This is a genomic window from Agromyces laixinhei (assembly GCF_006337065.1).
Classification (GTDB): domain Bacteria; phylum Actinomycetota; class Actinomycetes; order Actinomycetales; family Microbacteriaceae; genus Agromyces; species Agromyces laixinhei.
In genome coordinates, this window is sequence record NZ_CP040872.1 from 1,022,264 (window position 1) to 1,034,732 (window position 12,469).

Genomic DNA, 12,469 nt, shown 5'->3' on the forward strand with positions numbered 1-12,469 from the left:
CTTGCCGGCTGCCGCAGACCAAGGCGTGGGCCACGCGTAACGGTCTCGAGGAAGGGACACCCGACAAACGAGCGGGCTGACCCCAGCGATGACGGCGCTCAGCGAATTTCCCCAGAGTTGCTCATCGAAGTTCCTCAGGTCGCGGGGCAAGGTTAGCGCAGGTTTGTGCCGGTGGTGACGCGGCGGAGTTGCTCGGCTGCGGCGTGGTGGTTTCGGAGCCGGTAGGAGGCTCCGTCGAGGGTGACGACGACGGATCGGTGGAGGAGCCGGTCGAGCATCGCGGCGGCGACGGTCGTGTCGCCGAGGATCTCGCCCCAAGCCCCGACGGGCCGGTTCGTGGTGATCACGATCGAGGTCTTCAAGTACCGCTGGTTGATGACCTGGAACAGTGCGGACGCGGCTTCGCCGGGCAGCGGGAGGTAGCCGAGCTCGTCAATGATGAGGAGCGTGGGGCCGGCGAAGAACCGCATCATCGTCGCCCATTTGCCTTCGATCGCGGCGCGGTGGCAGCGCGCGGCGAGGTCGGCGGCGCTGATGAAGTAGACCCGGTAGCCAGCGGTCACGGCGGCGTGGCCGAGACCGGTCGCGATGTGGGTCTTCCCGACGCCGGGCGGTCCGATCAGGAGCACGTTGGTGGCGGTGTCGATGTAGCGGCAGGTGCCCAGCTCGGCGAGCAGCGAACGGTCTATGCCGCTGGCGGAATCCAGATCGAAGTCGTCGAGGGTCGCGCCGGTGGGGAGGTTCGCGAACCGGAACCGGCCGGCCAGGCGGCGGGCGTCGATCGCGGTGACCTCGACGCGCAGCAGGTGCTCGAGCGCCTGGGTGAGCGACCAGCCCTCGGCAGTGGCTTGGTCGAGCACTGTGGGCAGCGCCTCGGCCGCGTCGGTGAGTTTGAGTTCGAGCAGGTGGCCGCGCAGCTGCTGGTAGACACTCGCGGCGGTGGTCGTAGTGGTGGTCATCGGAGGGTGTTCCTGTTCTTCGCGGCCTGCTCGTAGGCGGCCAGGCTGATCACGGTCGAGGAGGGCTGGGCGGCGCCGGTCAGGACCTGCGCAGCCCGAAGCGCGGCGGGCCCGGGCGGGATGCGTTCCTTGCGCCGGTGTGGGCGTCCCGGCGGTGCCGAGGCCATTGCGATCGCTTCCAGCGCGGTGACGTGTCCGCTGTCACGGATCGTGACTCCGAGGCCGGACTCGGCGAGGCGGTGCCGGGCGACGACGGTGCCCGCGGCGGTGGCGATGTCGATCGTGTTGGCGCCGAGGCGCTGGTGCACGGTCACTCTCGTGGCGGCCAGCTCGGGCGGGACGGAGTACCGGTTCCCGCGCCAGTCGATCAAGGCCTGCCGAGTCGCGGAGCGCTCCTCGGTCACCACGACGGGGAACACGAGCGGTGGGAGTGGGCGGAGTCGCTCGGCGGTGAACATCGCCGCCGAGGTCGTCTTGCCGGTCTGGGTCTGCCGTGGCCGGTCGTCCTGCCGTTTCGCGAACGCTTCGACGCTGGCTTGCGCCTGCTCGAGGGTGAGCTCGTCGGGAAGGTTCCGCCACCAGCGTTGCGCGGCGGTGTGGTTGTTCTTCTCGACCACGCCCTTCCGGTTCCCGCTGCGGGGTCGGCAGACGATGGGCTGGACGGCGTGGTGCTTCGCGAACGCCGCGAACATCGGTGTCAGATCCCCGGTCACGGGGTCCAGCACGGTCCGCATCCGGTCGAACCGCCAGACCCTGGTCAGCCCGCCCAGCAGCGCGAGCAGGGTCGTCATCGCGGCCAGCAGGTGCGGGATATCCATCGACGGCGAGATCACCGCCCGCCAGGCTCCGGAGTGCGCGAGCGAGCCGACCAGCAGGAACGCCCGCTTGCGCGGGAACCGCCACCCGGCGGGTGGGTCGGGTAGCTCGAGCCAGTCGAACTGGGTCTCCTCCCCGGGCGGGTGCTCGATGATCGCGTTGGGCCGTTTCGTGACGTGTGCGCAGGCCGTGCACGCCGGGCGCAACCCTCGGACCCGGATCTGCCGCGTCAACGTCGGGTACGACCCGGTGAACCCCAGCGGCACGAGTTCGTCCAGCAGCGTCGCCGCCCACAGGTGCGGATCCTCGGCCAGCCGGGCGGTGACATAGTCGACGAACTCATCGAACGCGTCCGGGGCGGCGCGTTCACGCACCCCAGGGCTGCGTTCACCGTTCAGGTAGGCACGGATGGTCTTGCGGTCATGGTTGGTGCGGCGGGCGATCTCGCTGATCGTCATCCCTGCCGTTTCAGAGCGTGGATATCCACGCTGCTCCTCTCTGAGAGCATGAGAAACAGGGCCTCCCTCGAAGGCTGGTGTGTGGTCAGAGACCACCAGCATCGAGGGAGGCCCGCCTCATGCGGCGGAGCGACCCACGGTGGGGAATTTCGATGAGCAGAAGTGGGGACTTTCAGTGAGCGCCGTCAGCGATACGCTCCCGGCCTTGATGCATGGCTCGCTCGTAGCGATTGAAGCATCCGAGTCATCGTGCAAGGCAGTCCGGCCGTCGGGATTGCCGAACGCATACAGTACTTGGCAGCGGCCTGCGCTGCGTTGCTTTCGCTCCTGGGGCTCGCGATGGCGTTCACCGGGGGTGAAGGTGCGCGGGCCATCGGGCTGGGTGATGTCGTCGGCGGCGGCACCGTTGGTGACCGTCCCTGCGGGAACCGTCTCTTCGGGTTGTTCGGTCTTATCGGTGGAACGTCGCAGCGGGTGTTGCGGTTCATCCAGCGACGAAGGCCGGGTGCGCGGCTGGCAGGCTATCGGTATGACCTCGAAATCGTTGCCGGTGTCGACAGTAGGCGCCGCACTCGTCGCCAGCGCGGAGCGATGGGCTCGCGACGCGTTAACCGCATGGCATGACGAAGATCTGGAAGCAGTCTGCCTCATGGCCCCGCAAGCGGTCGAGCTGCTGGGCAAAGCTGCCCTTTGGGCGCGTAACCCCGCGCTGCTCGCGGTGGTCTCCGGCAACGATGGCGAGCAATCTCTGCGGCGGCTCGTCAAGGGGGACCCCCTCAGTGCACCAGGTCTCAAGACGGCCAGTCTGAGCGTCGTCCTTTCTCGACTTGCTGACCTCAACGCCGGATTCCCAGTTGAGAAGAAGCGTCGTGACCGCATTGCGGCTGTGCGGAACGGTGCGGTCCATGTTGGAGCTGCGTCCGAGGAGGCAAGGCACGTCTTGCTTGACTGCCTGGCGGTGATCGATTTCTTGCTTGAGCAGCTCGGCCGCGACCGCAATGCGTTCTACGGGAGTGATGTGGCGACCGTCAATGCCTTGGCGGAGGATCAACAGGCGTCGGTGTCAACCACCGTGCAGATGAAACTCGCGAAAGCACGCAACCGGCTTCGCCGGTTGGAGGATCTGCTGGGGCAGCCCAGCTTCGACACGACAACAAGTCAGCGCGAGCGCGAGCGCTTCACCCTGGACCCGAAGGACTACGTGCCTGGCGGCACGAGCATGGATGCCGATTGCCCCGAGTGCGCCTCGTCGGGCCGGCTTTTCGGATACGTCGATGTGGAGGCTGAGGTCGACTGGGACGTGGAGCCTTTGGGAGGCGGGCAGTACGAACCAATCGCAATCGGTTATTGGCAGCCATCTTTCGATCCGATGGTGTTCTTCTGCGCCGTTTGCGAGCTCGTCCTCGACGGCCAAGAAGAACTATCGACAGCTGGCCTCCCGGCCCGCCGGTTCGACGTTGACCCAAGCGCACTCGACGATCCGGCATTCGACTTTGAGACCTTCGTAGCCGCCTCGAGGTACGACGACGAAACGTGACCGATAGGGGATCCGCTTGCCGACGTCCGTTGGCGGACCGCCGACCGAGACACGAGTCTGCTAGGGAGCGCCGCGCCTCCTCGGCATGAAGCTCGTCCTTTCCGAAGTCTGGAGCCGTCTCCGTTATCAGGCAGTCGTCGACGGCGTGGCCTCGAGGTAGGCCCGCACACGCGTTGCATGCGAATCGTTGCGGCGCACTCGCAACCCGGCATTCCGCAGCTGGTCGATGAAGCGTTCTTTGCGCGCCGCTTGAATACCGGCGCCACTGTGCGTTCCAGCCGACCTCATCGTCGGCGAGAAGCCGCGGCTCGTCGGGCGCAACACGCATCGCCACGAGCGCCAGGAGTAGCTGTCGGCTTTCCTCACTGGCGGGAACGAAGTTCTCGGCGGTTTTCGCGTGGTGGCAGTCGAGGCAGAGCAACTGCAGATTGTCGAGCTCGTCGGAGTTCCCGTCTATGTGATCGACTTCGACCCCTGGCTTGCCGCATCTCTGACAGATCCCGCTATCGCGCTGTCGCACCTCGACTCGGATCCGGGGGAGTAAGCCTGCGCCCGAGCGAGCGATACCCGCCGACCAGGAGGCATGCGTTCTTTGTGTGGATGGCGAGTTGCACGTCCGGGTCATGGAAGCGTCCGTCCCGGAACACCCGTCGCATGTAACGGACGTGGCCCGGCACCTCTTGGCACCAGGTTGAACAATAGAGTCCTGCGATGTCGAGGTCGAGCTCATCGAGGCAATTAGCGCAGTGGTCATCTACGAAGTAGCGAGCATGCGGGACCTCGATCAGGAATGGTGGCTGCACATCGTCACCATAGCGAGATTCGGGTCATTGACCGATGTCGTGCGGATCGCTGAACAGCTCAGCGCATTCCAGTCCCCGTAGCCTCTTGCGGTGAGCTAAAGCCCGCCGCACGGCTGGCAGGATGACTCTGTGGAATACAACCCGCTTGCCTCGCACATTCGCGCGCACACAGAAGCCCTCGAAGATTTGGGCTCGACAATCGGCGAATGCCGCGAGGAGCTCGAGTGGTTCGACGCTTTCGAACCGGCCGCGATGGAGAGTCAGATCGCCGACGCTGAGGCGGCCGTGGTCGACGGCGAAGACAGACTCGCGAACCTGCGGACGACGATCGAGGGCACACGTGAGCAGGCCGACAACCTTCGGCCGCAGACTCGTCTTCAAATCGAACCTCGGAATTTGGTACTCCCTTGGACTCTGCTCTGGGATCTGGTCTCCGCTACTCGGATAGCGGTGGCGAAGACGAAGGAGCTGAATCGGTGCCTTGTCGAGATCGAGAATGGTCAGTCGCTAGAGCGCGAGCTTGCAGACGGGCAGGCCATGATGTTGACACGTCTCGCCGAGATGCGCGACGAGCTGGAGCGGCACTCGATGTTCGACCGCGGCGCGACTGGGGATCGCCTGGGCAAGTTGGTCGCTGAAGCCGCGGGCAGGAGCGACGAGTTGGACGCGTTGACGGCGCGGGCGACTGCACTCGACGAGGAACTCGAAGTCCCCTTGAAGGAGTACCTCAGGCGGAAGAGCGAGCTGGGCGATCTGGAGCGGAAGCTTGAGCGGGCTCGATACTACGACCGACAGCTCGGACTGGCTGAGAATGGCAGGGAGAGGCGGCAGATCCACGAGGAGTGCGGCAGCGACCTAGGCAATTCGAGGCCCCGCGACATCATCAATTCCGCCGTGCCGAAGGTCGCCTCGGCGCAGCGGGATGTGGCCAAGCTGGAATACCGTGTTCAGGACATCATCCGCCGTGGAACGCTGGACGTACAGAAGCTCATTGTCGACGGCAGCAACCTCTGCTACGAGGGTGACAGGCTCATCGGGTTGTGGGCGCTGCGAGCGCTGTTGGCTCGATTGGCCGAGGACGCCGAGGTGCTGGTGATCTTTGACGCGTCGATCGTTCAGAAGCTCAGCGTCCAGAGCACTGACGCGCTCCGATCTCAGATGCAGGGGATGAATGTCCACATCGTCGCCACGAAGGCCGGCGCGGACGAGACCATTCTCGACGCGGCGAAGGAACCCAGTACCTACGTGCTGAGCAACGACCGGTTCGCGGACTTCCCCGAGAAAGCCGCCGTCCGCGAAGGCAGGCTCATCAGGCACGAGATTTTCGACGGCCGGATCCTCGTCCACGATCTGCGGATCGACATGGAGTACAGCACGCGACGGTAACCTCAACGCTGACGGTTAGCGAACGGGTCTTGGTCACGTACTTTCATTGTGCCGATCTTCCCCTTCGGCGAATCGTCATGGCAGAACGGCGTCCTAGCTTGCGACGGCGAAGATACAGCGACGGCGACACGCCTTCGCGGGCAGTGGCGCCGGCCCATCCCAGCAGCAGGACGCCCACTTCCCAAGCGGCTGCTCCGGGTTGCCGCCGTTCCTCGTGGGCGTAGTCCAGCGGCGAGGCGCCCAAGAGGTCCAGCGGAGCCATCGACGCTAAGCAAGGGACAGCTATACCGAGCCTTCCCGGGCGGAATCCGAGGCTCTCCGTCGATGACACTTTCCGTGCACTCGCGGCCACAGGTGCCAAGTCAGCGCGGAACCTATACGTCATCGGCTCAGACCGACTTCCGGCGTGCTCCGGGTTGTGGAGTCCCGACCGAAACTCGTCCCGTCCGGCAGGCGAGCTTCGCGACGCCGCTCGTCCGTGCTGGTCGCGAGGCCGCGCACGGACTCCCGCGCGGCGATGGTCGCGCGGGTAAGCCCGCGATCGGCGCGGTCGCGTTCCGTCGCGAGGACAACCTGCTCCCGTGCATCGTCCAAGTCGCCGGCGACGAGGTGCAGGCGGTTGGAGTCACGTCCGCGGGTCATGCCGACATAGACGCCCGCCGCATCCATGACGTCGCCGAGGATCGTGTGGGACTCGCGCACAGTGGCGCCCTGCATCCCGTAGGCGGTCGACGCGTACGCCAGATGGGTGTGCTCGGCGACGTACTCCGCCGGCAGTCGCACAGTGCGTTGTCTCCAACTCGAGGTGTGTTCCTTCGCCCACACGGCGCCATCGCCGCCCACGCTCTGGACGATCCAGGTCTGCCGGTTCGCCACGTGCACAGCGGAGTCGTTCTGCCGGGTCTGGATCACGTCGCCGCGTCCGATGCTTAGGCCGTCGCTGCCGGTCGCGGTGAGTTGGTCGTCGACGTGGCCGGCGCGCACTCGCTCGTCGCGGATGCGCGTGTTCAGTTCGCGGGCTTCGTCGTTCGTCGCGACGGTGATCGCATTTCCGTCACACCACTCACGTGCGAGTGCATCATGGAGGGCATTCGGGCTTTCATGCATCACGACGAGGCCGAGCGCGTGAAGGCGGTCGAACAGCGATTCCGGATGCTCCCCGCGTCGCATCTGCACGGTGAGCGCGGCATACGCGGGGTCGGTGAAACGGTGCACGGCGGTCATGCTGTGCACGCGGGGAAGCAGTTCCACGGCCATGTCGAGCACGCCACCGCGGCCGATCGCGGCGAGTTGCGCGCGGTCGCCGACCAGGGCGAGGGTTGCGCCGTGCTCGTCGGCGACGGTCAGGAGCGCGAGTGCGGTGTCCTGGTCGAGCATGCCCGCTTCATCGACAACGATCCGCTCACCGCGGGCAAACCGAGCGGATGCCGCGGGGCCGGTGTATGGGGCATCCGTTGCAGGGTCGATCTCGCCGACGGCGAGCTGGGTCCAGACGCCGTCGCGATTCCATCGCCAGCCGTGCTCGTGCACGAGCTTCGCGACGCTGTCGGCTGCAACCCCGAGTTCCTGATGCGTAACATCGGCCGCCTTCTTCGTCGGCGTGACCACCCGGGTTGCGCGGCCGTGCGCGGCGGCGGCCTCGATTGCGGCGGCGAGCATCGTAGTCTTCCCCGCGCCGGCTGCGCCTTCGACGACGACGAGCGGATCGACGGATGCCACGGCCGCGGCCGCTCGCGCCTGCGCCGGGTCGAGCCGGTGCCTGCGTGCGACGTGCGTCACATCTGGTGCACGTTGCCGTGATTGCGCGGCGCGAGCGGTGAGCAGGTCGCGCAGGCGGGTCTCCGTGGCGATGACGTGCAGGCTCGTGAGGTGCGCGACGTGCTCGGGATGCGGGCTGTCGGGCGGACCCGGGGTAGGGGAGTTTCAGAGCGCCGTCAGCTCCGACGTGGGCGACCCTCAAACTGCGTCGTCCGTTGGTCTCTGGGCGGGGTCGCCCAGACGGCCCGTACGAGCCCAGGCAAAGAGGCGGGGACCCACACGTTCTCTTAGCGCCTGGAGCTCTCGGGTCTGGTGCCCGTCGATCGCCTCCGCCAAGATGGCCGCCAGCGAGGCAGTCAGTTCGTGTTTCAACCAAGCGTCGACCTCAGACACATCGCGAACGGAAACAGCAGCCGCGTTCATCTTGACCGTGACGTCGTGCAGTGCCGTCTTGATGCTCGAGGCTCGCTGGTAATCGATCTCGCCAGACTGCAGCCTCGATCGGTACTCGGCTAACGCGAGATCGATTGCGAGCGCATACTCCAGTCGCTGAGAGCGTTCGGCTTCCGCGCGCTGAACTCTTGCGAGCCGAACCGTCACAAAGACTGCCGTAATCGCGACTGCTGTCGAGGCGATGACGCCCGCGGCAGGGATGATCATCTCAGCCCACCACTGCCACGCCGAATACACGTATCCAGTGTTTCACCCGGCTCACGCGGGCGCAGTCGAGGACGCGAAGCCGGTGCGCTCGCTGATGACTTTTTTCCGCATTCCGGGTGCCGCGTACACGCGGCTAACGGCGCGACGAGTTTGACAATCCCAAGCCTCGCGCGCGAAGCGGTTCCGTCGTGGTGGTCATGTCCGCAGCTCTTGCCAGAATCGAATCATGAGGACGTTGCTGCTCGACACCACCTTTGAGGCAGATGATGTTGCTGACCGGTTCGCCTTCACCAGTATGGTGTCACTCGCCGAGACCCTCGCCAGTCTCGAGCGACTACTTCTTCCCGATTGAGTTCATGGATTCGATGTAGTTCTCCAAGAACCCATGTTCAGCAAGGACTCGCCAAGGGTTATTTGCTGCCGCAATGTCACGATCAGCATCCTGGATCCTGCACCATGAGCAGCGATTGCCCATTACTAGAGGCTCGCCGCACACCTCGCAAGCGTTCTCGGGTTCTGAGATCGCCCCTTCTGCAAAGACACGAGACGAACCGTCCGAAGCCAAGAAGAATGGGGTTATGTTGTTTCGCCCGATCTTGCTCTCATAGACTTCGCAACCAATATCCGCGGCGTACGAGCGCAGTTTGGACTGCGTGTCAGCGTCAATGTTCGAGCCGAGGATCACTGCGGTTACACAATGACGCGGAATCGAAAGGAGTGATGCTCCGTCCACATGAACGAGGTCGGTCGCATTGTTCAGGACGAGACGCCTCTCCTTCTCGTACGACCAGCACGAGGCCTTTGTGAAGTATGCGGCGTGGTACACACTATTGCGGAGAAAGTAGATGTCCCTAAACTTCTGGCGATATTGAGCCCGCGCGAGTGAACCCGCGAGGTCGTCGGCGGGCGAGTCGCGATAGGTTACGTCATCAATAACGCAGGAGTCACCGAGTTCAGCACGCAAACTTGCTTCATCTATCTCAATGACAAACCCCTCACCGTTCTGTCCGTAGTGAGCCCACATCGGAACGACATCAGGGTGACGTGAGAAGCATGTGGTGGGCATCATCCCCATCGCTCCGATCACCTCTTCATAGAAAGCGAGAGTGTCAGGGGGGAAATTATGGTCAACGGTGAGAAACAACTCGAAAGGGTCATTGAACTCGTTCGGCAGGGAGAACTTGAGTGTTGCGCCATTTTGCGAAAGTGCTTTGCCTGCAAGATCAGGGGCGAGGTACTTGTACAATTTGCCGGCCAAATGACTTCCTTTCGGGAACAGAGTCTTACTTGGATCAGGCTTCGCTCTGCCAAGGCCGGGTCGCAGGGCAAACGATACATCGACCATCCGCTCGGTAGGTCTCGCCCACGGATACTCATCGGTTCAGGACTGCTCCTGGGTTCCTCCGTGGTGAGGGTGCAGATGCAGTCGTAAGTCCGCGAACGGACTCTCGTGCAGCCGAGGTGCCCCTCACGAGGCCGTGATCGGCGCGATCCCGATCCATCGCGACGACGAACTGCTCACACGCATCACCCGCATCCACGGCCACGAGGTGCACCCGGTTGATGCTCCGGCCGCGCGTCATCCCCACGTAGACACTCGCCGCACCCATCGCATCACCGACCACCGTGTGCGACTCGTCCACCGTCATGCCCTGCACCCCGTGTGCCGTCGCGGCGTACGCGAGGTGCGTGTGCTCGGCAACGTACTCTGCTGGCAGCCGCACTGATGGCGGCCGACGCCCGGGGGCACGTTCCGCCGCCCACACTGCGCCATCCTCGCCCACGCGCCGAATGACCCATACCTGCCGATTCGCCACTCGCACGCCCGAGTCATTCCGCCGAGTCTGAATCACATCGCCGCGCCCGATGCTCAACCCATCGCTCCCGATCACCGTGCAACTGTCATCGACGAGATCGGCCCGCACCCGCTCCTCGCGGATCCGCGCATTCAGCTCGCGCGCCTCGTCGTTCGTCGCAACGGTCATTGCGCACCCTTCGCGCCACTCGCGCACAAGCGCCTCGAGCTGCGCATCCGGGCTCTCATGAATCGCAACAAGACCGAGCGCGCACAGCCGATCGAAGACGGCCTCCGGATGATCCCCGCGCCGCATCTGCACGGTGAGCGCGGCGTACTTCGTATCGACGAATCGGTGCACGGTCGTCATGTGATGCACGCGGGGGACCAGTTGCGCGGCCATGTCGAGCACACCACCTCGGCCGACGGCGGCGAGCTGCGCACGGTCGCCGACGAGGGCAACGATGGCGCCCACCTCATCGGCGACGGTCAGTAGCGCGAGCGCCGTGTCCTGGTCGAGCATTCCCGCCTCGTCGACGACGATTCGTTCGCCGCGGCGCAGCCGAGCGGATGCCGCAGGGCCGGCGTACGCGGCATCCGTGTCAGGATCGCGGTCGCCGATGGCGAGCCGCGTCCACACGCCGTCGCGATTCCACCGCCACCCGTGCTCGTGCACGAGCTTGGCGACGCTGTCGGCCGCAACCCCGAGCTCCTGGTGCGCAACGTCGGCCGCCTTCTTCGTCGGCGTGACCACGCGGGTCTTGCGACCCTGCATCGCCGCCGCCTTGATCGCAGCGGCGAGCATCGTCGTCTTGCCCGCGCCGGCTGCACCCTCCACGACGACGAGCGGTTGAGCTGATGCCACGGCCGCAGCCGCGCGCGCCTGTGCCGGGTCGAGTCGGAGCCGCTGTGCAAGGCGCGAGAGGTCCGGCGTGTGTTGCGGAGGCCGCCCGGCACGGGCCGTGAGCAGATCTCGCAGCCGGGTCTCGACCGCGATTACATGCACGCTCGTCAGGTGCGCGACGTGCTCAGGATGCGGCCCATCGGGCGGCAGCACCGACAGGCAGTTCGCCTTGGCGAGCTCTGTGACGAGCGTGACGAACTCGCGCAGCGGCGTCGGGTCGGCCCGAACGCCGGCCTCGGTGACGAGGTGCGACACGTGCTCCTGGATGTCGTGCACCGTCCACGTCGACGCAGCGGCCGCGCATCGATCGAGCGCGCGGGACGCGACATCCTTCACACTCAGCTCATCGAGCGCGACGGCCCGTTGCGCCCGCACGCGTTCGAGATTAGGTCGATAGCCGGATGCCTCGAGCTCGCGCCGCCACGCTTCCTCGCTGCCGAGTTGGGTCGGCTTCTTGTGCGGCCGCTCGTGATCCCACGCCATCGCGGTCAGTCGCGACATCGCGGCGGGTCCGGGTTCTTGGTCCGGATGCACCGCACGCCAGTCCTTCTCGAAGCGTGCCAGGTTGCGCGTAACCTGCTCGGCACGCTTGCTCATCGCCGCGTTGAACGGCTGCAGTTCGGTGACCTCGGCCGTCACCGGATCGAGCGTGAGGCCATGCGCGTCGAGCGCGGCCGCGAGGTGCGGATGCGCCGCGATCACGGCCGTGCCGAGCGCGCGGATCGCACCTTGCTGACGGAACAGCGCCGCCGTGTCGAGACCTCGCCACGCGGCATCCGCCCACACCCGTGTGCCGATCTGGAAGTGGATGTGCCGGTGCGGGTCGCCGGCCCGCGAGGTCTTGTGCGAGACCGCGACCGTCTCGAACTGCTCGACCGGCACCACCCGCTGCGCCCCGCGCGGGCCGACACGAGTGACCGAGTGCTGGCCGAGCCAGACGCGGATCTCGGCGACCGCGTCACGCTGCGCCGCATCGAGGGCCTCGGATACCTCGGGGTGAAGCGCCGCGGCGATCGACAGCGACTTCGGCGCGTTGACGACCATCTCCGCGAACCGCGGCGATCCGTGGCGAGCGTCGCCGGCGTGGCGGGGCGTGCCCATCGACTCGCCGGTGAGCGGGTTGATCCAGTCGACCCAGTGCGCGTACTGCTCGGGAGTGAGGGCGCCCTCGCCGATCAGGTCGCCGTTGCCGTCGACGACGGAGAACTCGGCCAGCGCCGTGCCGCCCTCGAGGTAGTAGTCGTCGGCGCGGGAGCGATCGGACTCCAGGTATCGGCGCGCATCGGCTCCGGAACCTCGGTACAGGTTCACTCCACCTCGCATCGCCTTCCTCCGAGCTAGCTCAGGTTCTTGCAACTACCTACGGTAGCATACGTCCATTCAGAAATGGGGG

9 protein-coding genes and 1 pseudogene are annotated in these 12,469 nt (G+C 65.7%); 3 read left to right on the top strand and 7 right to left on the bottom strand.

Going from position 1 to position 12,469, the window contains the following annotated elements; all coding sequences use genetic code 11:
* Positions 1-152 precede the first annotated feature (152 nt).
* Together istB and FHG54_RS04830 are read right to left on the bottom strand one after the other, a co-directional pair.
* On the bottom strand, positions 153-959 hold the full coding sequence (istB, locus tag FHG54_RS04825) for an IS21-like element helper ATPase IstB (protein WP_139416272.1): 807 nt from the start codon (positions 957-959) through the stop codon (positions 153-155).
* The gene (locus FHG54_RS04830) at positions 956-2,233 is read right to left on the bottom strand and encodes a Mu transposase domain-containing protein (RefSeq protein ID WP_233437875.1); all 1,278 of its coding nucleotides are present in this window, start codon (positions 2,231-2,233) and stop codon (positions 956-958) included. Before FHG54_RS04830 ends, istB begins: the two co-directional genes overlap by 4 nt.
* A gap of 529 nt (positions 2,234-2,762) precedes the next feature.
* Here FHG54_RS04830 and FHG54_RS16690 point away from each other — a divergent pair.
* Positions 2,763-3,770, top strand: coding sequence for a hypothetical protein (locus FHG54_RS16690; RefSeq protein ID WP_233437876.1), 1,008 nt, complete (start codon positions 2,763-2,765; stop codon positions 3,768-3,770).
* A 436-nt stretch (positions 3,771-4,206) separates the two neighbouring features.
* Here the strand turns inward: FHG54_RS16690 and FHG54_RS17115 are convergent.
* Positions 4,207-4,524 (bottom strand): annotated as a pseudogene (locus FHG54_RS17115) (HNH endonuclease); the annotation flags it as partial.
* Positions 4,525-4,702: 178 nt separating this feature from the next.
* On the opposite strand from FHG54_RS17115, the gene FHG54_RS04840 reads away from it, so the two are divergent.
* Positions 4,703-5,959 (top strand): hypothetical protein, encoded by a 1,257-nt coding sequence (locus tag FHG54_RS04840; RefSeq protein WP_139416273.1) that lies wholly within the window; start codon positions 4,703-4,705, stop codon positions 5,957-5,959.
* A 381-nt stretch (positions 5,960-6,340) separates the two neighbouring features.
* Here FHG54_RS04840 and FHG54_RS04845 read toward each other — a convergent pair whose 3' ends face one another.
* Positions 6,341-7,738: an ATP-dependent DNA helicase gene (locus FHG54_RS04845; protein ID WP_233437877.1), complete on the bottom strand. Its 1,398-nt coding sequence runs from the start codon at positions 7,736-7,738 to the stop codon at positions 6,341-6,343.
* Between the two features lie 177 nt (positions 7,739-7,915).
* Entirely contained in the window at positions 7,916-8,407 is a 492-nt protein-coding gene (locus FHG54_RS04850; RefSeq protein ID WP_139416275.1) for a valine--tRNA ligase, read from the bottom strand.
* A gap of 196 nt (positions 8,408-8,603) precedes the next feature.
* Between FHG54_RS04850 and FHG54_RS16920 the strand changes: the two genes are divergently transcribed.
* The gene (locus FHG54_RS16920) at positions 8,604-8,729 is read left to right on the top strand and encodes a hypothetical protein (RefSeq protein WP_267898512.1); all 126 of its coding nucleotides are present in this window, start codon (positions 8,604-8,606) and stop codon (positions 8,727-8,729) included.
* Here the strand turns inward: FHG54_RS16920 and FHG54_RS04855 are convergent.
* Together FHG54_RS04855 and mobF are read right to left on the bottom strand one after the other, a co-directional pair.
* Positions 8,712-9,635: a DUF2971 domain-containing protein gene (locus FHG54_RS04855; protein ID WP_168197108.1), complete on the bottom strand. Its 924-nt coding sequence runs from the start codon at positions 9,633-9,635 to the stop codon at positions 8,712-8,714. The two genes, FHG54_RS16920 and FHG54_RS04855, sit on opposite strands and share 18 nt — an antisense overlap.
* Before the next feature lie 115 nt (positions 9,636-9,750).
* Complete coding sequence (gene mobF, locus FHG54_RS04860; RefSeq protein WP_233437878.1) at positions 9,751-12,432, bottom strand: MobF family relaxase; 2,682 nt, start codon at positions 12,430-12,432, stop codon at positions 9,751-9,753.
* Positions 12,433-12,469: the final 37 nt, after the last annotated feature.

Bases quoted from the DNA above. Each gene is read 5' to 3' on its own strand.
- istB (WP_139416272.1), bottom strand. From the start codon at position 959: ATGACCACCACTACGACCACCGCCGCGAGTGTCTACCAGCAGCTGCGC.
- FHG54_RS04830 (WP_233437875.1), bottom strand. From the start codon at position 2,233: ATGACGATCAGCGAGATCGCCCGCCGCACCAACCATGACCGCAAGACC.
- FHG54_RS16690 (WP_233437876.1), top strand. From the start codon at position 2,763: ATGACCTCGAAATCGTTGCCGGTGTCGACAGTAGGCGCCGCACTCGTC.
- FHG54_RS16920 (WP_267898512.1), top strand. From the start codon at position 8,604: ATGAGGACGTTGCTGCTCGACACCACCTTTGAGGCAGATGATGTTGCT.